Here is a 21,684-nt window from a genome sequence, read left to right as displayed (position 1 = left end):
GAAATAGATTATTCGTACCGCAATGCCTCCACGGGGTCGAGCCTTGACGCCTTGGAGGCAGGGTAATATCCTGAAATCATCCCTACGCCCACGCATACCACCACTCCCAAGATGATCCAGTTCCAGGGAATGATAAAGCTGGCCCCCATCACCGCAGCAAGAACGTTTCCGATTAGGATCCCCAAAAAGATACCCGCAAAGCCTCCCATGAGGCAAATCACAACCGCCTCGGTAAGAAACTGCCTACGGATGACTTTTGGCGTGGCACCGATAGCTTTACGGATGCCGATTTCGCGCGTACGTTCCGTGACAGACACAAGCATGATGTTCATCAAACCAATTGAAGCGCCAATCAACGTGATCAGCGCGATGACAATGGCACCGAGTGTGACGTAAGTAAGGCTCTCAATTAGTATTTGCGCCACGGCATCACTTTTAGTGATTTCAAAATTCGTCTCCTGGCCGACCCGTAATCCACGGACATTTCGAAAGGTTGCTGTTGCTTCGCCAATAGCAGCCTCAATCTGCTGGGGATTCGTCGCCATCACCGTAATGGTGTAAGACGGGCGTCCCATAGCCATCACCGCGCGCGCCTTTAGCAGGGGAATAATACATGCCTTGTCTCCGCCAAATCCCGCACTTGACCCCTTATCTTCCAGCACCCCTATAATCGAATAACGGGCATTACCTATCGTAATGAATTTATCGAGTGGCTCCTCATTACTTTTAAACAGCCGCTTTACGATTTCGGACCCTACGATGACCACGTTGCTACCGTATTCGACCTCACGTTGCGAAAAATTACGGCCCAACGATAAATTGTACCCCGCGGTTTGCAAGTAATTTTCGTCTGCGCCAAGCACATTGATGTTGGGATTGGTCTGTTCGCTCTTATATTTGGCAATAGCGCCGGTCGAGGCATAGGTACTCAAGGAAACCACCGCCGGATAATCGAACGCATCCTTGAACGCCTTGGCTTGATAATAAGTGATCTGCGGGAATTGCTTCGGCCGTGTACCACTTCCCCCGATCTGCACGTTTAACCCCCTATTACGGATGTTGAACGAATTGGATCCCATAGCCGAGAAGGAATCGGTCAGTGAGTTTTTGATAGCATCAATGGATGTGAGAATACCAACCAGCGCCGTAATCCCAATAGCGATAATCAGCGCCGTCAAAAACGTACGTAGCTTATTGCTGCTGATCGCCTGCAATGACAGCTTCACATTCTCCCTATTGGACATTTGGACCGACATCTCAAAACAGTTTTATAAGCAATTAGAGTTTCTTGGCTGGCATATGTTACACAAGACTCACATCTTTGTATGGCTAAACAGCCATGGAAGCAGTTCCGGTTCGGCAAAAGCGGCATCCCAGCTATTATGATTAGCCGTCGGATAAAACGTATATTTCGGATTGGCACCAATCCGTTTTAGTTCAGCAACAATGGCGTGAGAATGCGTCGGGGGCACCACGTCATCCTGCTCACCATGGAATATCCATAATGGCACATGTGCGTATTTTTTCACATTGAACGTATTATCTCCCCCGCAAATCGCAAACGCTGCAGCAAACAGCCTCGGTTTTCGCCGCAATGCTTCGTAGGTACCCATTGCCCCCATGGATAATCCGCCAATGTATATCCGGCTTTTGTCTACCGCTTCATTCCTCAACGTGTGTTTCACCAGCCTTAGGAACAGCCGCAAGCCTTCCGAAGGCTTGCCGCCTGTACGGAAAGAAAATTCACGCCGGCCATCAGCCTGTGATTGGATGTCTACATTGCTCCAGAACGATTCGGTCGGACACTGCGGGAATACCACAATGGCCGGAAAGGCCTGTCGCACGCTATCCTTCAAAAACAAGGCTGCGCCATGGGTCAATTGACTTGCATTGTCGTTTCCTCGTTCACCGGCACCGTGCAGGAAGAACAATACGGGATATTGCTTTTGAGGATCATAGCCATCCGGATATAATATCCGGTAGGGCAATGTATCACCTCGGTGAATCAATTGCTTGGCTTGAAAGGGCGCAAAATCCTGAGCATGGGCAGACACATTCGAAAAAAAACAAGCTAAAACAATGAGCGAGATTTGTTTCATAGTCAAAATAGGTCTTAGTAATTTCATTAACCGATAAAAGTACTACTTTATTTGCGTTCGCCAAATAGAAAGCGCGATATCTTTCTTCGTCAGCCGTCCGCGGAGCGATAGACGGCGCATCCATATTCGCTAAAAAACAAGTGTGTGGTTAGATTGTTGATCAGAAAAACCAGACTTACATGAAGGATTTACTACTGGGACTCGCGATGCTGTATGCCACTCCGCAAGACCCTTCGTTTGAACAGCAATTGATCGATGACCAAGTAGCCATTGGCTATGGTATTGCTATCGGCGATGTGGACGGCGATGGCAAACCGGATATCCTGCTGGCAGACAAGAAACAGTTTGTATGGTATCGCAATGGCGATTGGAAGAAATTCGTGATGGTTGAAAACCTCACTGCACATGACAACGTGTGTATCGCCGCCCGGGACATCGATGGCGATGGAAAAGTGGAAGTAGCCGTTGGCGCCCAATGGAACCCGGGGGAGACATCCGATACAGCGCAGTCAGGTGCCGTGCATTACCTGATTCGCCCCGACGACCCTACCCAACTGTGGACGCCGGTAAAACTTCATCACGAGCCTACCGTGCACCGCATGCAGTGGGCCAAGGCCGCTGAAGGCAAATATCACCTCATTGTATTGCCACTCCATGGGAGGGGCAATAAAGACGGTGAAGGCGCAGGCGTAAACGTGATTGCCTATGAAAAACCAGCAGATCCGCGGCAGAAATGGCAGCATTGGATCATCGACAATTCCATGCACCTGACGCACAACCTTGATATACATCCCGATGGCGAGCAAGAATGCGTTTATGTCGGGGGCAAAGAAGGCGTGAAAGCGTTCTCCTACAGCAAAGGCAAATGGCGGCCTCACGGAGGCAGGAAATGGGTCATCAAAGGCCATGGTTTTAGCGAAGTGCGGGTGGGCCGCATTGACGAAAGCACACCGATGTTAGCGGGTATCAGCCCCCTGCATGGTCATGTATTGGTCGCGCATGTCCCCCGCAAAGGGATACCCAAATTACACCAGGCCGAGCGGATTACACTTGACGATGAGCTCCGCGAGGGCCACGGTTTGGTGGTGGCTGACCTTATCGGGCAAGGCAGGGATCAAGTCATCGCCGGATGGCGGAATCCCAACGATGCAGGCCATTTAGGCATCAAGTTATACATTCCCTTCAATGCGTTATGGGAAGCCTGGACCGTCAAGGCCATAGACATTGGCGATATGGCTTGTGAAGACCTCGCGGTAGCCGATCTGGATGGCGATGGCAAATTAGACCTCATCGCGTCGGGCCGGTCTACCCACAACTTGAAGATTTATTGGAACCGGAGCGAATGATTTTCGGCAACTATGCGCGCCGTGACGGTTGCTCGCCCTTTATCAATTCAAAAATCGTGATTTCGGGCAAGATGCCGACCCGGCCGGGATAGCCGAGGAAGCCGAATCCGGTATTTACATATAGCTGCTGGTGCCCTTGTTTGTATAAGCCTGCCCACTCTTTATAAATGTACTGCGCCGGGCTCCATTTAAAATTGCCGGCGCGCACACCAAACTGCATCCCGTGTGTGTGGCCCGCAAACATGACATCCACGTCAGGTCTCGATAGCACTTCTGCACGCCAGTGCGACGGATCATGCGAAAGAAGCAGCTTTACCGGAAGCTCATCCGTACCTTTTAAGGCCTCACCGAGGCGGCCGTGCTTCGGAAACCTGCCTGTGCCCCAGTTTTCCACCCCAATGATGCCGAGTTCCTCATTATCGACCCGCAGCTTGCGATGTTCATTGAGCAAAAGATCCCAGCCCATCACCTTATGCGTCTCTTTCAGGTCTTGCAGGTTTTTCGCTTTTGTGGCGGACGGCTCAGGGCCGTAGTGGTAATCCCCATAATCATGGTTGCCCAGTGTAGAATAGACACCCAAAGGAGCCTGTACCTTCGAGAAAATATCCTGATAATCCCGCATTTCATTGGCAAGATGGTTGACCAAATCCCCCGTGAAGAAAATAACGTCCGGCTTCTCCGCGAGCAACATCTCCACTCCCCCTTGTACCGCCGTCTTGTTGTAAAAACTACCCGAGTGAATATCAGACAGTTGGCCGATTTTTATTCCGTGGAATTCTTTCGGCAGGTTTGGCAGATAAAGCTTCTGGCGGCGGACCTTATAATCGTAAGCTCCCGATATCACGCCCCAGCCCATTGGCGCGAGCGGCACGGAGGCTACCAGAATACCTGCTTTGGTCAAAAATTCAGAACGGCTAATCCCCTTTACTGGTCTTTCCGGCAATGGGTCGGACGGCTCCACTGCTGGCACTACCGTTTTTTTCTTTGGAATAACGAGCCGCTTCAGCCACACCCCGCCGCGGCGGATATCATCAGCCAGTAATACCAAGATGAAAATAAACTTACACATAAAGGTGAGGAAAAACATCACCAATATGATGGAGCGGACCATCAACGGAATACTGAGATAGATGCTGATGAAAATCGCGGTCGTTAGAAATAAGCTATAGCCCCACCACAGCCTCGGAAATAGGCGAGATTTTGCCCAGCTAATCGGCGTAGCCCGTAGCGCTTTGTAGATGTAATAATCCAGCAAAAGCAGCACTATCGTATTAAAAACAATCATCTAAACAGTCATCTTTTCTTTTTGCAGCCATTCTGGCAGGTCGCTATAAACCAGCTTTTCGAGTACTGCAATCCATTTGGGATGGTCATTGAGGCTTTCTACCAGTTGCACCATCTCTCCTCCCAGTTCCTTAAACTCAGTTGCATATTCTGTGCCAACCTCATACACCGTCTCCAGACAATCCGATACAAATGCAGGGCAGAAGACCAGCAGCCGCTTTTTCCCTCTCGCCGCCACATCCTTCAGCACGTCGCTGGTATAAGGCTGTATCCAAGGTGTTTTACCAAGCCTGGATTGGAAACAGACGGTATAAGCCTCGGCATTCAGGTTGAGCCGTTTCGCTATCAGCCGCGTTGTTGCATAGCATTGTGCCACATAGCAAAACTTGTTATCTTCCGTTATCTGCTCCCGGCATTTTGCCTCGTCGCATCGGTGCGTGCCGGTGCCGTCTACATGGAGGAGCTGCCTCACAGGCAACCCATGATAACTAAACAGGTAATGGTCGTACGTTTCTGGGCGATACCGCTGCGCGTTTTCCGCAAAGACATCTATCATGCCTTCATGGTCAAAAAATTGATTAACGATGGATATCGCCGGAAAAGTCGCCCAATTGCGTATTTCGTCGGTTATTTTCTCTATCACCGAGCCGGTAGTCGCTGATGCGTACTGCGGAAACAGTGGGATAATCCGGATACTGTCTACCTTCATCTGCTTCAACCGCTCCAAGGCCGATGCTATCGAAGGGTTTTGATACCGCATGGCTAGCTCCACATAGTACTCATCACCCAGGCGCTCCTGCAGTAGTTGCTGTTGCCGCATACTGTAATACAACAGCGGCGATCCGGTGTCATCATCCCAAATCTCTTTATAGAGCTTAGCCGAATTGGGGGCCCGGAAAGGAACGATAATACCCTTCACCAACCAAGACCGTCGCCAAGCAGGGATATCAATGACCCGCCCGTCCATCAAAAACTCCGTAAGATACCGCTTCACGTCCGGCACAGACGGACTATCCGGCGTGCCGAGATTAACCAATAAAATTCCCTTTTTCGGTTTGCTCATCGGTTACAAAGTTACGGAATTATCGGTTTTGGCTGGTAAGGCGGTGATAATTTGATGCTTAGATGACTTAGCTAATAAGTCTCCAGCACCCCTTTCACCTGTTCCATCAGCCACATCGGCGTTGAGGTGGCGCCGCAAACGCCCACCGTATCACCAGCATTAAACATGGCGGGATTGAGTTCTGCCGGATCAGAGACAAAATAACTATTCGGATTGCTTTTAAGGCAGACCTCGTACAGTACGCGTCCGTTTGACGATTTCTTGCCCGAAACAAACACCACTTTATCGTACTTCCTGGCAAAGTCTCCCAAATCATCATATCGGTTGGATACTTGCCTGCATATCGTATCGTTAGCGTTCACCTGGTATCCCCTGTTAAGCAGTTCCTCCTTGATGGCGTAAAACTTATCAGTGCTTTTCGTCGTTTGGCTGTACAACGTAAAACTGTCGGGCAATTCCACATTGTCCAATTCAGCGATATCCTGAAAGACAATCGCATCGCCGTTTGTCTGCCCCTGCAGCCCAATGACCTCCGCATGGCCATGCTTTCCATAGATGAGGATTTTCTCTTGCTGGTCGTAAGAAGCCTTTACCCGGTTTTGCAGTTTGAGCACTACAGGGCACGATGCATCAATGAGGGTAATGTTGTTTTCGAGGGCTATCCGATAGGTCTCCGGTGCCTCACCATGCGCGCGAATAAGTACTTTCTCGTTTTTCAACTCCGGTAAGCTATCGTGACCAATGATGCGGAGCCCTTTTGCTTTGAGACGGGCCACTTCCTCATCGTTGTGGACAATATCGCCCAAACAATAGAGGTAGCCATCCTGCTCGAGTATGTCTTCCGCCATGTCAATAGCATAGACCACGCCGAAACAAAATCCAGAGTCCTTGTCGATGGTTACCTGTAAATTATAGCCCATACCCTGCAAAGGTAAATATAAAATTTCATAGCAAAAAGTTGCAGCACAAATCGACCACGCCGCAATCCAAATAGCTTTTTGGGCAACTCGATAGCAGGTTTGCCATTTGCACGGAAACCCAAGTTTGCCTACCTTTGCAAAAATTTTCTTAATGGCAACGACAACTAATAAAACATTCACCATGATTAAGCCCGATGCGGTGCGCAATGGCCACGCCGGAGCTATTTTGAACGATATCATTGCCGGGGGGTTTAAAATCGTGGCGATGAAATACATCCGGTTAAGTGAGGAAAATGCCGGCGCATTCTATGCGGTACATAAAGAGCGTCCGTTTTTTGGCGAGCTGGTCGAATTCATGACCTCCGGTCCGATTATCGCGGCTATCCTCGAAAAGGAGAATGCTGTCGAAGAATTCCGCAAGCTGATCGGTGCTACCGACCCTGCAAAGGCCGAACCGGGGACCATCCGCAATAAATACGCGAAATCGATCGAAGCAAACGCCATCCATGGCTCAGATTCCGATGAAAACGCAGAAATTGAAGGCAATTTCTTTTTTTCTCAGTTCGAACGATTTTAAGGCCCGGGGCTATAATCACAAAGCGGCAGCCAATTGGCAATATCACACATTGATTTCGGCTTAACGGATTTTTTAAGATCCGTTAAGCCGTCTTCCAAAGCATTCTGCTTTTATCATCACCTAATCTTCCGCGCCATCTACGACAGGGGCATCTGACAAAATTTATTTGGCTTAATACATGACCGGAAGGCACTTTGATGTGAGCCCATAAAGGCATTCGCAGCGTTTACCAACCCGGATGGCAGGAGGTATAGCGGACGCTGGGGGTTCGCCCCATGCGCTAAAACGCCCGCCTCGCCAGGTAGAAGTCCTCCTTCTCGGTCATCTGTGCTTTCTCCGCCTTCTTTTTGTCGCGGTAGCCACAGAGGTGCAGGATTCCATGGATGATGACACGATGCAGTTCATCCCGCTCTGTCACGCCAAATTTTGTCGCGTTTTCGTGGATGCGGTCAATACTGATGAACACATCGCCGGCAATTACCCCCTCGCGGTCACTATGGTCAAACGTCACGATATCCGTGAAGGTGTCGTGCTGAAGATATTGCCGGTTAATAGCAAGCAGGTACGCATCACTGCATATCACCACGTTGATATCCCCCACACGGAATCCCTCGGATTCGGCCGTATCCTTTATCCATATGCGCAACGCGATCTTGTGCTTAAGTCGATAGGTAGTATCTTCAGAAAAAAAAAGGATCTGTCCCATGGCAAAACCTGTTATAGGAGCCAAAGGTAGCAAGTTATTGCTGAAAACTCCGCTTTTCGAGGTATGATTGAAGGAGGAGTACAGCGGCAACGCTGTCAATTAACGCTTTGTCACGGCGCTTTTCCCTCCCAAGGCCGCTTTGTGCAATACTCGCCGACGCCATTTTGGATGTAAATCGCTCATCGATGGTTTCAATGGCAACGGCAGGAAACGTCCTCCTCAACAATCGGATGAAGCCCTTGACGTGCTGTGCAGATTCCGAATCGCTACCATCCATTTGTCTGGGCATCCCCACTACAAACAACGATACCGCCTCTTTTTCCAGGTAATCTTTCACATACGCCACCACTTCTTTTGCATGCACGGTCGTCAGCGCTGTCGCGATTAACTGCAGCGGGTCGGTAACCGCGATACCCACACGTTTTGTCCCGTAATCAAAAGCCATAATGCGCATCACGCAAAGATAGGCTATTTATCCATGTGACTACCTGCTATCGGGCACCTTTTAGAAAATATAAAGGAAATAGATAACAGCCATAATCGTTATGGCGATAATCACGGCTATCCAAATGGTCTTGCTTGCCGGTCTATCATTCGGCTCTTTAATAGCCTCAGGCGACGGAGCAGGGTCCTCCTGATGTGCAGCATAGTTATCCTCCGCCTGGAGGTTCCCTTTGCTATCGGTTCGATGACTATTCGTTTCCATACACAAAATCGTTGGTTCTTCAAATAGTCAACAAAACTGTATAGGGATTGTTTGGGCATTCAAATCACAATCTCATTTCCCGAATACCAAATCTTTTCCTTATCATTGCACGTAATATTATTCGGACATGAGATTTATTGTTTCTACTTCAATATTATTAAAACAGTTACAGGCCATCAGCGGAGCCTCAAGTAGCAGTACCGTACTTCCAATCTTGGAAAATTTCCTGTTTGAAATTAAAGACAATGTACTTACTATATCCGCTACGGATCTGCAGACCAGCATGGTCACTTCCCTTCCCATTGAAGCCAAGGAAGAAGGCCGTGTTGCCATGCCGTCCAAAATATTGATTGAAACACTAAAAACCCTGCCGGATCAACCGGTGGCGTTCTCCGTAGATACGCAGACGTTAGCCATTGAAATCAGTGCCGGCGACGGCAAATACAAGCTCAGCGGCGAAAACGCAGACGATTTTCCAAAAATCCCGGTTGTAGACAATGCCTCTTCCGTCAATATACCGGCGTCGGTGTTGGCCGAGGCCATCAATAAGACCATCTTTGCGGTGAGCAACGATGAGTTGCGGCCGGCAATGTCGGGGGTATTGGTGCAATTGGCCGAGCAGTCGGTCACTTTTGTAGCCACGGACGCCCACAAGCTGGTCCGTTACCGCCGTACAGATATCACGTCGGCCAAGCCCACCTCGTTGATTCTACCGAAAAAGGCGCTCTCCCTATTAAAGTCATCGCTGCCTACCGAAGACATCAGCGTCTCCGTGGAGTACAACAGTACCAACGCCTTTTTCAAGTTTGGCAGCATCCACTTGATCTGCCGCCTGATAGACGAACGTTATCCTGACTATGAAGCAGTCATTCCGCGGGTAAACCCCAATAAGCTGACGCTTGATCGCCACACGTTCCTCAATTCGTTACGCCGGGTAGTCATCTTTGCCAATAAGACCACCCATCAGGTGAGGCTCAAGATCTCGGGCAGCGAATTGAACATTTCGGCAGAAGACCTTGATTTCTCCAACGAAGCGCATGAACGGCTGAGTTGCCAGTTTGAGGGCGAAGACATGGAAATCGGCTTTAATGCGAAGTTCCTCGTCGAAATGCTCAACAACCTGGACAGCGAAGAAGTTGTCATTGAAATGAGCACGCCTAATCGCGCGGGGCTGCTGATCCCTGCCATGTCGGATGAAAGCGAAGATATCCTGATGTTGGTTATGCCCGTCATGTTGAACAATTTAGGTTAATCCCTTGGATCTGATCACGTCCCTTATTGATTTTATCCTTCACATCGACCAGCATTTGGTTGAGATAGTCAATGATTACAAAACGTGGACCTACCTCATCCTGTTTCTCATTATTTTCGCTGAAACAGGATTGGTCGTCACACCGTTTCTTCCCGGCGACAGCCTGCTCTTCGCCGCCGGTGCTATCATCGCCAAGCCAGAAACAGATCTCAACATCGTGCTGATGTGCATTCTGCTCATTGTGGCAGGAATTTTGGGTGACATGGTCAATTACCACATCGGCAAGTATGTGGGTCCCAAAGCGTTCAGCGGCCGGTACAAGCTACTGAAAAAAGAATACCTTGAAAAAACCCAGCACTTTTACATTAAGCATGGCGGCAAAACCATCATCTACGCACGCTTCATTCCGATTATCCGTACGTTTGCGCCGTTCGTTGCCGGTATCGGCACGATGAGCTACGGGCGCTTCGCTTCCTACAACGTCATTGGGGCGATCCTGTGGGTTGCGTCCTTTTTGTTTCTCGGATACTTTTTCGGCGGGCTACCCGTCATTAAAGACAACTTTACGTACGTCATCTTTGCCATTATTTTACTCTCCCTGCTCCCCCCGATCATCGAAATCTTCCGGGGAAGAAAAACCGGGAAAACGGCATAATCATTGCCTGCAGTTTGGTAAACACCCGTAATGAAATCAGTCCTATTTTTCGGTATTTTCACGTTGTTTTCCTGTTTCAACACAAAAGTCCGCCCGGTTATCGATCGACAGGAGGCGAGGCAGGCTTTCGCACTGCTCAACGAAATCCGGCAGCATCCCGAGGCTTTCCGGCGTGAATTCGGTCGCCATGCACTGGCATCGGTAAGCAGCACCCCCCTGCGATGGAATCAGACCCTTGCCCAGGTGGCCGAAGCCCGCGCCATGGATATGGCTCGGCGTGACTATTTTGACCATACCGATCCCGATGGATACGGCCCCAACCATCACATACACCGTGCAGGTTATTCACTGAACACCGATTGGCTGAAGCGAAAAGACGCCAACAACTTTGAGTCCATCGGCGCCAACCACGCCACGGCTATTGACGGGATAAAAGCCATGATCATCGGCAAAAACTCGCCGGGCTTCCGGCATCGCGCCCATCTGCTGGGCACGGATGAGTGGAATGCGTCCCTCCAGGACATCGGTATCGGTTTCGTGCGCGTACCCTCAGGCAGCACCTACCAATCATACCTGTGCATCATCATTGCCAAGCACGATTGGTAGCAACAGCCCAAAAGCTGGCCTTCTATGCCCAAAGCTGGAAGCTAATTATTACCTTTGCATATGATTAAATCCATGACCGGCTATGGCTTAGGGGCCAGAGACAACCAAAAGGTAAAATATACGGTTGAAATCAAATCCTTAAATTCAAAATTTCTGGAATTGATGTTACGATTGCCCAAGGCTTTTTCCGATAAAGAGCTTACGCTGCGAAGCGAGTGCTCACGGCTTATCGAACGAGGCAAGGTCAACGTTGTCGTCAGCGTCGAATATGTCGACCAAACGGCGGCAGCCGCTACCATTAATTCAGCATTACTCAAAAACTATTACCGGCAGTTGGAAACGGTCGCCAAAGAATTGGATGCCGATAGGAGCAACCTCTTTGAAGTTGCCCTCAACATGCCCGAGGTTATCAGTCACAACGAAGAGGAAGCCGATGAAGAGGAAGCTGCCCTGCTGATGGGCGCCTTTCAGGACGCTGTAGCCCAGCTTGATTTATTCCGTAGGGACGAGGGCGGCGTGCTTAAACAAGACCTGTCGTCCAGAACCTCCGAAATCCTACGGCTGCTGGGCGATATAGAACATGTAGAGACAGACCGTATTCCCCTCATCCGCGATCGCATAAGCCAGTACATGGACGACGCCGTCGGCAAGGAAAATGTAGATATGAACCGCTTTGAGCAAGAGCTTATTTTCTACATCGACAAATTGGACATCACAGAAGAGAAAGTGCGGCTAAGGAGTCACTGCAATTATTTCCTCCAAGCCCTTGACGCAGCAGACGCAAACGGCAAAAAACTAGGTTTTATTTCGCAGGAGATGGGCCGCGAAATCAACACCCTCGGATCGAAAGCCAACCATGCCGGCATACAGCAGCTTGTCGTACGCATGAAAGAAGAGCTCGAAAAAATCAAGGAGCAACTGCTAAACGTACTGTGATCATGGAAGGAAAGCTTATCATTTTCTCTGCGCCTTCCGGCGCCGGTAAGACCACCATTGTCAGGCACCTGCTGAGCAAGCATCCCGATAAGATTTGCTTCTCGATCTCTGCAAGCACGCGCACCCCGCGTGAAGGCGAGGTAGACGGCAAAGATTATTATTTTATATCCAAGGAGGAGTTTTTGCACCGCATAGCCAAAAAAGAATTCATCGAGTTCGAAGAAGTCTACTCCGGCACGTTTTACGGCACGCTCCGCTCTGAAGTAGAGCGGATATGGGCCTTGGGCAAACATGTCATCTTCGATATCGATGTCGAAGGAGGGCTGCACCTCAAGCGAAAATACGCCGACCGCGCAATGGCCATATTTGTGCAACCTCCATCGCTGGACATCCTCGTGCAGCGCCTGCGCGGCCGGGGTACCGATAGTGAAGACAAACTGGCCGAACGTATCGTGAAGGCCGAAAAAGAGCTCAGGTATGCAGACCGTTTCGATGTCGTCCTGCACAACGACGACCTCGACAAAGCTTGCGCCGAGGCCGAACAGTTAGTATTGAACTTCCTACACCAGGACAAAAGTTAATTACCATGCGTACCGTCGGTTTGTTTTTCGGATCATTTAATCCCATACATACCGGACACCTGATTATCGCCAGTTATATGGCGCATTATACCGATCTTGATGAGGTTTGGCTAGTGGTGTCGCCGCACAATCCGCTGAAGAAAAAAGACTCGCTCATCAATATGTATGATCGCCTGGAAATGGTCAATCTTGCCCTCGATCAGGCCGAGGGTATCCGCAGTAGCACCATTGAGTTTTCGTTGCCCCAGCCGTCTTACACCATTGACACGCTTGCCCACCTCCAGGAAAAATATCCCACGACAACGTTCGTACTCATTATGGGGTCAGACAACCTCACCACCCTCCGCAAGTGGAAGAATTTTGAAGTAATCCTGCGCGACTATCACATTTTCGTGTACCCGAGACCCAATTACCCCGCACCGCCGGAGTGGGAAAACCACCCTTCCATCACCATTACCGATACACCGTTGATGGAATTTTCTTCCACATTTATCCGCAACGCGGTCAAGCAAGGCAAGAGTATCCGCTATTTCGTACCCGACAACGTATTGAATTTTATCGAAAGCAAGAATCTATACCGATAATCCCCTACCCGGCCGCAGGCGCTATCGCGGCAACGCGCGTCCATGACCACTGGCTGTTATAGCCAGATCACCTACCCATCCAGCCCCCGTCAACCGTAAGCACAGTTCCATGCACATAATTGGATGCATCGGAAGCTAAAAACACCGCCGGCCCCTTGAAATCGTCGGGTTCCCCCCAACGCCCGGCCGGGATACGTTCCAAGATGGATCGGCTCCGGTCGGCATCGGCACGTAGCGCCTCCGTATTATCCGTGGAAATGTAGCCCGGCGCGATAGCATTCACGTTGACGCCTTTCGATGCCCATTCATTGGCAAAAGCTTTGGTGAGTTGCCCAATCGCGCCTTTAGAGGCCGCATAGCCCGGCACGTTGATACCGCCCTGAAAAGTGAGCAGCGATGCCGTAAAAACGATCTTGCCACTCCCCCGTGCCACCATGTCCTTGCCAATTTCACGGGTAAGCACGAATTGCGAATTTTGGTTCACTTCGATGACTTTGTCCCAGTATTCATCGGGGTGCTCCGCAGCCGGCTTGCGGAGTATGGTTCCCGCATTGTTAAACAATATATCCACACGGGGGTGCTCTACCCGGATACGTTCGATGAACGCATAAACGGATTTCCTGTCGCCAAAGTCAGCCTGATATGCATAAAACCTCCGGCCCACTGCCTCAACCGCTTTCGAGACCGCGCTCCCCTGCAACTCGAGCGATGCCGACACACCCACGACGTCGGCTCCCGCCTCGGCGAGCGCCTCAGCGATTGCTTTGCCAATGCCACGTTTGCAACCGGTCACTATGGCGACCTTTCCTGTCAAATCAAATCGATTGTTGTTTGCCATGTATATCCTAGTTTATATTCACCATTAAGGGCGAAGCCTGTCGCTTATTGAATGCCTCCAAGTAGTCAAACCAATCACCAGCTGTCGCAAACCGTCCAGCTTTGTTCCAAGCTCCGCCGTTGTAGTAGGTGATGGTCCCTCCATCCGGTACCGTCAGCAAATTGAGGTACTGCGTAGGCGTGGTCTCCAGCCCATCAAAGCCGCCATTGTCCAATATCACACCTACGCCCGTGATGCCGTGGTCTCCCTGTTCCGGCTCCCAGTAGCCGAAGATACCCCGATGCTGCTCGCCGATGTGTGTCCCTTGGTCCGCTCGGCGGGCTACGCCAATCGCCACGGGCAATGCACCGCCGCCATCGACGGTATACGTCACCGCCACTTTGTTCAGCTGTGAGCCGGCGTCCAGGCTGTACACCTTGCTTACCGACACGGTTTTACCTGCCACCTGCCAAGGCTCATAGTCCAGCCTGAATGTGGTGCGCAACGGCCCATTGTCGAGCACTTCGTATGTCCGGTAGTGCTTAGAATACACAACATCCCCCTCAGCAAACGGCGCGATATCACCCGCACCCAAGGTCTGGCCCACCGAATAATAATCCATCCCCTCGCCATGGTCCGTATGATAGTCGCCATGGGCATACCACTTGTCTATGACGAGGTCGGTGGTCCGTTTTGACCACAAATCCAATCCTTGTGCGTCATCAGGTCGTCCTTCCAGTGCTTTGCCATACATGCGAAATGCCACCACATCGTTCTCCCAAGCAAAGTCGTCATACCGTTCGGGCACGTAGCGGGCATAGGCCATCGGCCGCAGCGCTGTCGTCGGAGCATCGGCATCAACGGCAAGCGTTATCGTCCCTGAAGCAGGGACGGATACCTGTAGGAGCACGTGTTGAGGCTCCTCTGCCCCCAGCATCTCCAGCTGGTAGGGCACTTCCATACCTGTTGCCGCGTCCACAACCCGAAACAAGCTGTCTACGCCAAAGGAAGTGCAAAACTCGCTGTAAGGCACGCTTACCAGCTCCTGGCGATCGGCATTCAACGGGTTACTCACCACCAAGGTATGCCCTCGCTCGCTGCCACCGCATGCGGCAAATAGCATGCAAACACAAAGGACGCAGCCCGTCCAACTCATTTTTTTAATCATTATCAGGTCTATCTGTATTAGTGGTTATTTCAGATCGGCAATCGCACGCTTATCCATATCGTCATAGTCGAGGTTTTCACCCGCCATCCCCCAAATAAACGTATAGTTGCTCGTGCCTGCCCCCGCATGTATAGACCACGGAGGCGAAATGACCGCCTGTTCATTATGCATCCAGATATGGCGGGTTTCATCCGGCTGCCCCATGAAATGGCTCACGGCCTGGCCTTCGGGCACTTCAAAATAAAAATACACCTCCATACGGCGGTCATGCGTGTGGGCAGGCATGGTATTCCATACGCTCCCGGTCTTTAGTTCCGTCATTCCCATCTGCAATTGGCAGGTTTCAATGACGCTATTGACCAACAGCTTGTTGATTGTCCGGTGATTCGCTGTCTCCAAGCTTCCCAGTTCTACGATTTCCGCTTCAGCCTTGGTCACCTTCTTGGTCGGAAAAGCTTGGTGTGCCGGCGCCGAGTTGAGATAAAATTTGGCCGGAGTGCTCGCATCGTTGCTGGAAAAAACAACTTCTTTGTTGCCCTTCCCGATGTACAATGCCTCCTTAAATCCCAGCTCGTACAACTCGCCGTCCACAGTTACTTTACCAGCGCCTCCCACATTAATGACCCCCAGTTCGCGCCGTTCAAGGAAATAAGCTGCTTTTAAAGGATCGATGGTCTCGAGCGGGAGCGGCTTGCTTACCGGCTTGGCCCCTCCGGCAATATAGCGGTCGTAATGTGAGTATACCAGTTGGACGGCGTCATCGGCAAACACCGTTTCAATTAAAAAATTAGCCCGCAGTGCCGCCGTATCCAACGCGTTGGCCTCATTAGGTCCTATCGCATAGCGGGATTCATAGTTTACGTTCATAGTCTTTCGTTTTGGTATCCAAAAAGTATCATTGAATCTGCGCTAAGTTAAGCACATTATCACAACAATGCAAACGTTTACGCTATCGGTAATCAAGGAATTAGCAAATCCATTTTCTGAAAGCTGGTAAACGAAAAAGCCCCGAAACGGGGAGAATCGGGGCTATTAACTAACCAATTATAAACCTAAATTATGAAAAGACAAATTTTATGCAGCAAAGATACGAAGCATACGTTTCCAAAAAATAACCAATTTGTTAAGAATTGTTAAAGCAACCCCATCAACCCGCTAATTTGCGTTCCACCCATGCCGAAAAGTCACCAACCGAATAAAATATTCCGTCGGGATTCATCGCCTTCAGCGCCTCCGCATCGGTGGTATCCGCCCATGCCGCAGCGATGACGGGCACCCCCGCTTCCCTCGAAGCGGAGATATCGCTTGGCGCATCCCCCACATAGATTACCGTCTCCTTGTCTTTTATCTCCAGCGCCTCCAAAACCCTTTTTATCCCCCTGACTTTCACGGGGCCCGCTGGCGAACCCGTTTCAATGACGTCAAAATACGAGTTCAGCCCGAAATATTCCAATGAAATCCGCGTACTTATCGGCCCTTTACCCGTCACCAGCGCCAGCGCCACGTGTTGCCGCTTAAGCATATCCAGCAATGCGGGTATTCCTTCAAACACGGTGGGGCACATCGTATGGAATTCCTCATAATACCTCAAATAACGCTCAACTCCCTGCTCGTAATGGTCGGGTGCCAGTGCCATGATCGTACCCTCTTCCGAAGGCCCGAACGTGGCGATGATTTCGCTGTCCGAAAATACGCGGTTAGCCAGCGGTTCTACGGAGGCCCGGAACGCCCTGATGCACAAGGGCAGCGTGTTGGCCAACGTGCCGTCTAGATCAAAAATGACTGTACTGAGTTGTTCCATAGAAGTAAATATAGCGTTATTTGGAGGTCATGTAGAAAACGTGTTCCCATCGATAGCGGCGTGCACCACCTCATCCACAACTGGCCGATCAGCCGCCGCCCAATCAAAATTTCGCAGCTCGCTCCTCGCCACCCACAAGGCCTGCTTATGCTCTTTCAGCTTTAACTCGCCACCGAGCAGACGGCAAACAAAAGGATATAACCTGATGGAAAACTCCGGATAATGATGCGTCACTGGATTTAACGCCTTCCATACCGCTACATCCAGGTTCAGCTCTTCCTTGATCTCCCGGACGATACACGATTCAGTTGTTTCGTTGTTCTCCACCTTCCCTCCCGGAAACTCCCATTTCAAGGGCAACCTCATCGCCTCCGACCGTTGGCAGATCAAGAGCTGTTGGCCGTTTTGAATGATTGCGCAGGTGACCTCCAACATAGTCGAATCGTTTATTACATAACGGGCTGTTTCTCAATCATTCGTTCTTGATTTCAAACCGCCGGATATTGACTTGATCGCCGCCGTTTCCGCGCGCCGCGATGCCCACCCTAAATCCCATCCCCCAGGGCACAAGCGGCGCGGCGTCATAGCCTTCCAAGGCTGTTTTCCACGCGCCATGCTCACCCTCTTTCCACGAAAACGTCACGACATGGCCATCGGCCACGGCCATCCTCAAGGCAATGGTCTCCTCCGTTCCAGCGAGGTCCAGCTCCTGCAGGTGCTGTATATCATCTTTCTTGATTCGCCACACCTTCACTTTTTTACCAAACACCCCCACGCCTATACCGGCAATGGGCGCGCCAAACCGATTATCCGCGCCGCCAATCATCGCTATGGAAGCGCCCGCTTGCTCATTGGTTGTGCGCGGCACCACGTCTGCCGTCACTTCATAATCAATGGAAGTGATGGGCTGTACCAGCAGGGAACCGATGCCATCGTTCGCCGCGGAAGCCGTCAAGAAGATCCCCTCGTCACCCACTCGGTATTCCGCGGGCTGGTTTACGCGCCATCGCCATACCGGACTCATGGTCCGAAAATCATCGGTATAGTTTATTGACTCGGCATCCCGGTCGTAGGCGGCATCATTGGCAAACACCGGCCAGCCATCGGCTGTCCAGTTGATCTTTTCCAAAACCCCTTCCCTGCCCACGTATACACTTCCGGCCTGGTTATAAGCATGGTAGAGGTAGTAGAAATCATCCCCATGTGCTACCACCGTCCCGTGCCCCGCACATTTCCAATGCTCGTTATCTACCAATACCGGGTTATGTTCATACTTCTCCCACGGTCCCAGTAGGTGCTTAGCCCGGGCCACACCGGTTTTATAATTACACGTCACTTCGCAGCATGCCCCTGCCGAATAGGTCGCGTAGTAATAATCATTGTGCCTAAATACACTTATCCCCTCTACAAGCCTGCCTTCCCATTCGCTATCGTTTGCAAACAGCTGATGAGGTTCACCGCGCAGTTCGGTTCGCTCCGGATTGATTTCCTGTGCCCACATCGGAGTAGGTTGGCCTTTGCTGTTGCCGTCCTCTTTCCACAGCAAATAGATTTTGCCGTCTTCGTCCTTTACCTCGTAGGCATCGATAGAACCCAGCTCCTGGCTCACCAACGGCCCGTGATCCGTGTAAGGCCCTTCCGGGGCCGGAGCGCTGGCCACGGCCACGGCGAGGCGCCCGGTCGATTTATCTCGGGCCGTATAATACAGGTACACCTTGCCCTGTTCCTCGTCATAAGCCAATTCAGGCGCCCAAAAATTGTTCCTTGCCCACAGGGGAAGGTCAGCAAACGCATAGGAGACCTGCTCCCAATTGATCAAATCTGTAGATTTATAAATCGGAAACAACGGCGCCCATTCGTTGGATGTGGCGGACGCCCAGTACGTATCGCCGATCTTAATGACCGTCGGGTCGGGGTGGTCGCCGGGCAAAACCGGGTTTACAATGGCCAGTCCAGCGGGCTGCCTATCGGCAGGCCGATTGCCGGTACAGTTGTACACGATTGGCAACAATATCGCCAGGCATATCCGTACGGTGTTTTTCATCGCTTCAACGTTTACTGTGCTTATTTTTTTCGGTTTTTTACATAATTCTCCAACCACTGATCTTGTTCCCAGAATGTGTGCAGCACACCTTCGCGGCTTCGGTAGCCGTGAAACTCCTTGGGCAGCAATACCAAGCGCACCGTACCGCCATGACCTTTGATTGCGGCATACAACCGTTCGCTCTGGATCGGGAAGGTGCCGGAGTTTTCATCGTCCATGCCGTGGGTCATCAGCAATGGCGATTTAATCTGCGAGGCATACGTAAAAGGAGACATGGCGTCATACACCTCCTTGGCTTGCCAGTATGTACGGGCTTCACCCTGGAAGCCGAAGGGCGTCAAGGTACGGTTATACGCGCCGCTGCGCGCTATCCCTGCCGCAAACAAATCGGTATGGGCAAGCAAGTTTGCCGTCATAAAAGCACCATAGGAATGCCCACCAACAGCAATCCTATCCCTGTCGGCCACGCCCATACCCACCACATAATCGATCAACGCACGGGCGTTATCTTCTATTTGCTGGATGAAGGTATCGTTCGGCTCGCTGTCGCCCTCGCCAACGATGGGCATATCCGCCTGATCAAGCACCGCATAGCCCCGCGTCACCCAGTACACCGGCGAGCGGAATGCGAGCACCGGGTAGCGGTGCGCGGAGCCTTTTACCTGGCCCGCAGCCGCTTTGGTCTTAAACTCGCGTGGGTACGCCCAAATCAATACCGGCAGCGGCGGGTCGCCTTTTTTGAAGTCAGCAGGCAAATACAGCGTCGCGCTGAGCATCAAACTATCCTTTCGCGGGTATGACAGCAGTTGCTTCTGTACGGATTTCAAGCTCGGATACGGATCCGGGAAGTCAGTCAGTCGGCTTTCCTTTTTGCCCCGCAGTGCCACCGCAAACAAGTTGGGCGATTCGGTCGCAGATTCGCGTGTGAAGTACACAATCCCGCTGTCGTTAAAGAAAACCGGCTCTTCGTAATACCCCCGCTGCGATTTGAACAGTGTGTCCACTTTTCCGTCGTTCAGCTGCCATCTCAACACAAACGGCCGGTCACCTTCCGGAGAGGCCCCCGTACCCGTTGTAAACACACGACCTTTCTTATCAGTCAACAGTAGCCCCTTTTTTCCGATGATGAAGTTACCCGGATCAGTATAGGTATCTTCCGATTTGCGGGTAGACAGCGTTTTTATCACCGTTGCCGACGCCGGATCTATCCATGTCAGTTTCGTACTCCGGTCCTTGCGCCAGTTTTCGCTCACAATTGCCCGATCCTCACTCCAGTACACACTTCTAATCCGGTAGTTTGCCGCATATAGCTTTTTCTTTGCCTGCATATCGAACGGCTCATCTAAGGCAAACAGTTCATCCCGAAACTCAACCTCCCGCTCCGGGTTTCCCTCGTCCGGCGCTTCCAGCCAGGTCAACGTTGCCTCCGCATTCTTTTGCCAGGCAAAATTCCGTGGGCCAGCAATGACGGCATCGAAGCTCGGCGGCAGGTTATCTGCCAAAGGAGTAGTGTGCAGTTCTTTTACCGGCGCGCCGTCCGCCGACCAGATAGCCACCGCAGTGGGGAAACTGGAGATCGGCACTACATACGAATACGGGCGGACGACCTTTTCCACCAAAAGGTATTTCCCGTTTGGCGAATACGATACCCGTTCAAAGATACCCGGTTCACCAACATCCTTGGCCGTGCCATCCAGCGCTACCTCCACCAATTGCGCAGTCAAGTAATATTCCATCAGTGCCTCGTCATGGGCATTGGCAAGCAGGTTTTGGTAAGTACGGGCAGGAGCCTTGCCTCCGAGATTTTCCTGCACGATTGGCCCTTCGGGCACCACGGGCGGCGGCGGAACAGGCCCACGATTGCGGATCACCTGGCGCACGAGCAGCGCGTCGCCTCCTTTTGCCCAAAGAAACGATTCGCCGTAGGTATCATTCACCTGGCTCAAGATTCTTCTTGCTGAGCGCTGGTCAAGATCAGCCACCCATAGCTCCGTATCGTTGAGGGATTTGTTTAAAAAAGCGATGCCATTCCCTTTGGGAGACCACTTTACATCGGCCATCTGTACATCCTTGGGCAGTCCGGTTAGTTCAAACTCCTCGCCCGTCTTTAAGTCTCGTATGGTTGCCGCTTTGTAGGTATCCGTCTGTTCGGCCACCCAAGTGTTGGTGATTGGATTGATGCGCAAGCCTGCAATACCCAGTACCGGCTGCGCCACCTGCTCGATCGACTGGTAGCCCGGTGGGTGCAAAATCATCAGCCAGCGGCCGTCGGTACTGAACCGGTACACGGCGGCGCGCGGTGCATCTACCAAATCAACGATACTTTGCGGGGGCACTTGGTATTTTATCTGCTGTTGAGCAATCGCGCCCTGCGCCAGAGGAAGTAGCGACAGCCACAGGCAAGATACGACCACCCTGCGCATTTTCAGGTTGTACATACGTATAAAATCCATTTGTTTCTCTTATTTACCTACTTAGATTCTGCTTTTCAGCCCTTCAAACGTAGGCATTTATAAGCAGTTATCGGGCAAACCGATAA

23 protein-coding genes are annotated in these 21,684 nt (G+C 51.2%); 8 read left to right on the top strand and 15 right to left on the bottom strand.

Annotated features, from left to right (window positions below; all coding sequences use genetic code 11):
• Positions 1-8: 8 nt before the first annotated feature.
• Together JHJ32_RS19380 and JHJ32_RS19375 are read right to left on the bottom strand one after the other, a co-directional pair.
• A complete protein-coding gene (locus tag JHJ32_RS19380; protein WP_079718403.1) occupies positions 9-1,256 on the bottom strand; it encodes an ABC transporter permease in 1,248 nt (415 codons plus the stop codon).
• Between the two features lie 57 nt (positions 1,257-1,313).
• Positions 1,314-2,099, bottom strand: coding sequence for a prolyl oligopeptidase family serine peptidase (locus tag JHJ32_RS19375; protein WP_200122091.1), 786 nt, complete (start codon positions 2,097-2,099; stop codon positions 1,314-1,316).
• 179 nt (positions 2,100-2,278) lie between these two features.
• Between JHJ32_RS19375 and JHJ32_RS19370 the strand changes: the two genes are divergently transcribed.
• Positions 2,279-3,445: a VCBS repeat-containing protein gene (locus tag JHJ32_RS19370; RefSeq protein WP_200122090.1), complete on the top strand. Its 1,167-nt coding sequence runs from the start codon at positions 2,279-2,281 to the stop codon at positions 3,443-3,445.
• A 10-nt stretch (positions 3,446-3,455) separates the two neighbouring features.
• Here the strand turns inward: JHJ32_RS19370 and JHJ32_RS19365 are convergent, their stop codons facing one another.
• The 3 genes from JHJ32_RS19365 to JHJ32_RS19355 form a co-directional block, all read right to left on the bottom strand.
• Entirely contained in the window at positions 3,456-4,730 is a 1,275-nt protein-coding gene (locus JHJ32_RS19365; RefSeq protein ID WP_200122089.1) for a metallophosphoesterase, read from the bottom strand.
• Positions 4,731-5,792, bottom strand: a complete 1,062-nt coding sequence (hemH, locus tag JHJ32_RS19360) for a ferrochelatase (protein ID WP_079718407.1) — start codon at positions 5,790-5,792, stop codon at positions 4,731-4,733.
• Between the two features lie 71 nt (positions 5,793-5,863).
• Complete coding sequence (locus tag JHJ32_RS19355; RefSeq protein WP_079718408.1) at positions 5,864-6,712, bottom strand: 4-hydroxy-3-methylbut-2-enyl diphosphate reductase; 849 nt, start codon at positions 6,710-6,712, stop codon at positions 5,864-5,866.
• Positions 6,713-6,863: 151 nt separating this feature from the next.
• Here JHJ32_RS19355 and JHJ32_RS19350 point away from each other — a divergent pair, with 151 nt between their 5' ends.
• On the top strand, positions 6,864-7,289 hold the full coding sequence (locus JHJ32_RS19350) for a nucleoside-diphosphate kinase (protein ID WP_079718409.1): 426 nt from the start codon (positions 6,864-6,866) through the stop codon (positions 7,287-7,289).
• Between the two features lie 280 nt (positions 7,290-7,569).
• On the opposite strand, the gene ybeY is transcribed toward JHJ32_RS19350, so the two are convergent.
• From ybeY to JHJ32_RS19335, 3 genes are read right to left on the bottom strand one after another with little or no spacing between them, the layout of a single operon-like run.
• Positions 7,570-7,995 (bottom strand): rRNA maturation RNase YbeY, encoded by a 426-nt coding sequence (gene ybeY, locus JHJ32_RS19345; protein ID WP_200122088.1) that lies wholly within the window; start codon positions 7,993-7,995, stop codon positions 7,570-7,572.
• Between the two features lie 34 nt (positions 7,996-8,029).
• Positions 8,030-8,449 carry a Holliday junction resolvase RuvX gene (ruvX, locus tag JHJ32_RS19340; protein ID WP_079718411.1) on the bottom strand — a complete coding sequence of 140 codons (420 nt, stop codon included), beginning with the start codon at positions 8,447-8,449 and terminating at the stop codon, positions 8,030-8,032.
• 51 nt (positions 8,450-8,500) lie between these two features.
• Positions 8,501-8,701, bottom strand: a complete 201-nt coding sequence (locus JHJ32_RS19335; RefSeq protein WP_079718412.1) for a hypothetical protein — start codon at positions 8,699-8,701, stop codon at positions 8,501-8,503.
• A gap of 127 nt (positions 8,702-8,828) precedes the next feature.
• Here JHJ32_RS19335 and dnaN point away from each other — a divergent pair, with 127 nt between their 5' ends.
• From dnaN to nadD, 6 genes are read left to right on the top strand one after another with little or no spacing between them, the layout of a single operon-like run.
• Positions 8,829-9,953: a DNA polymerase III subunit beta gene (gene dnaN / locus JHJ32_RS19330; RefSeq protein ID WP_079718413.1), complete on the top strand. Its 1,125-nt coding sequence runs from the start codon at positions 8,829-8,831 to the stop codon at positions 9,951-9,953.
• Between the two features lie 4 nt (positions 9,954-9,957).
• Positions 9,958-10,608: a DedA family protein gene (locus tag JHJ32_RS19325; RefSeq protein WP_200122087.1), complete on the top strand. Its 651-nt coding sequence runs from the start codon at positions 9,958-9,960 to the stop codon at positions 10,606-10,608.
• Positions 10,609-10,638: 30 nt separating this feature from the next.
• Complete coding sequence (locus tag JHJ32_RS19320; RefSeq protein ID WP_079718415.1) at positions 10,639-11,214, top strand: CAP domain-containing protein; 576 nt, start codon at positions 10,639-10,641, stop codon at positions 11,212-11,214.
• 60 nt (positions 11,215-11,274) lie between these two features.
• Entirely contained in the window at positions 11,275-12,150 is an 876-nt protein-coding gene (locus tag JHJ32_RS19315; RefSeq protein WP_079718416.1) for a YicC/YloC family endoribonuclease, read from the top strand.
• 2 nt (positions 12,151-12,152) lie between these two features.
• A complete protein-coding gene (gmk, locus tag JHJ32_RS19310) occupies positions 12,153-12,731 on the top strand; it encodes a guanylate kinase (protein ID WP_200122086.1) in 579 nt (192 codons plus the stop codon).
• 5 nt (positions 12,732-12,736) lie between these two features.
• The gene (nadD, locus tag JHJ32_RS19305; RefSeq protein ID WP_079718418.1) at positions 12,737-13,315 is read left to right on the top strand and encodes a nicotinate (nicotinamide) nucleotide adenylyltransferase; all 579 of its coding nucleotides are present in this window, start codon (positions 12,737-12,739) and stop codon (positions 13,313-13,315) included.
• 67 nt (positions 13,316-13,382) lie between these two features.
• On the opposite strand, the gene JHJ32_RS19300 is transcribed toward nadD, so the two are convergent.
• The 7 genes from JHJ32_RS19300 to JHJ32_RS19270 form a co-directional block, all read right to left on the bottom strand.
• Entirely contained in the window at positions 13,383-14,153 is a 771-nt protein-coding gene (locus JHJ32_RS19300) for an SDR family oxidoreductase (RefSeq protein WP_200122085.1), read from the bottom strand.
• Between the two features lie 7 nt (positions 14,154-14,160).
• On the bottom strand, positions 14,161-15,288 hold the full coding sequence (locus tag JHJ32_RS19295; protein WP_200122084.1) for a DUF4861 family protein: 1,128 nt from the start codon (positions 15,286-15,288) through the stop codon (positions 14,161-14,163).
• 36 nt (positions 15,289-15,324) lie between these two features.
• Positions 15,325-16,167: a 5-dehydro-4-deoxy-D-glucuronate isomerase gene (gene kduI, locus JHJ32_RS19290; protein ID WP_200122083.1), complete on the bottom strand. Its 843-nt coding sequence runs from the start codon at positions 16,165-16,167 to the stop codon at positions 15,325-15,327.
• A gap of 280 nt (positions 16,168-16,447) precedes the next feature.
• The gene (locus JHJ32_RS19285; protein WP_200122082.1) at positions 16,448-17,101 is read right to left on the bottom strand and encodes an HAD family hydrolase; all 654 of its coding nucleotides are present in this window, start codon (positions 17,099-17,101) and stop codon (positions 16,448-16,450) included.
• Positions 17,102-17,128: 27 nt separating this feature from the next.
• Positions 17,129-17,536, bottom strand: a complete 408-nt coding sequence (locus tag JHJ32_RS19280; protein WP_200122081.1) for a (deoxy)nucleoside triphosphate pyrophosphohydrolase — start codon at positions 17,534-17,536, stop codon at positions 17,129-17,131.
• A 37-nt stretch (positions 17,537-17,573) separates the two neighbouring features.
• Positions 17,574-19,145, bottom strand: a complete 1,572-nt coding sequence (locus JHJ32_RS19275; protein WP_200122080.1) for a glycoside hydrolase family 43 protein — start codon at positions 19,143-19,145, stop codon at positions 17,574-17,576.
• A gap of 20 nt (positions 19,146-19,165) precedes the next feature.
• A complete protein-coding gene (locus tag JHJ32_RS19270) occupies positions 19,166-21,598 on the bottom strand; it encodes a S9 family peptidase (RefSeq protein WP_233632766.1) in 2,433 nt (810 codons plus the stop codon).
• Positions 21,599-21,684: the final 86 nt, after the last annotated feature.

It is taken from the genome of Parapedobacter sp. ISTM3, from assembly GCF_016533505.1.
Classification (GTDB): domain Bacteria; phylum Bacteroidota; class Bacteroidia; order Sphingobacteriales; family Sphingobacteriaceae; genus Parapedobacter; species Parapedobacter luteus.
The sequence above is the reverse complement of the archived record's forward strand: the minus strand, read 5'-3'. Positions and strand labels throughout refer to the sequence as shown.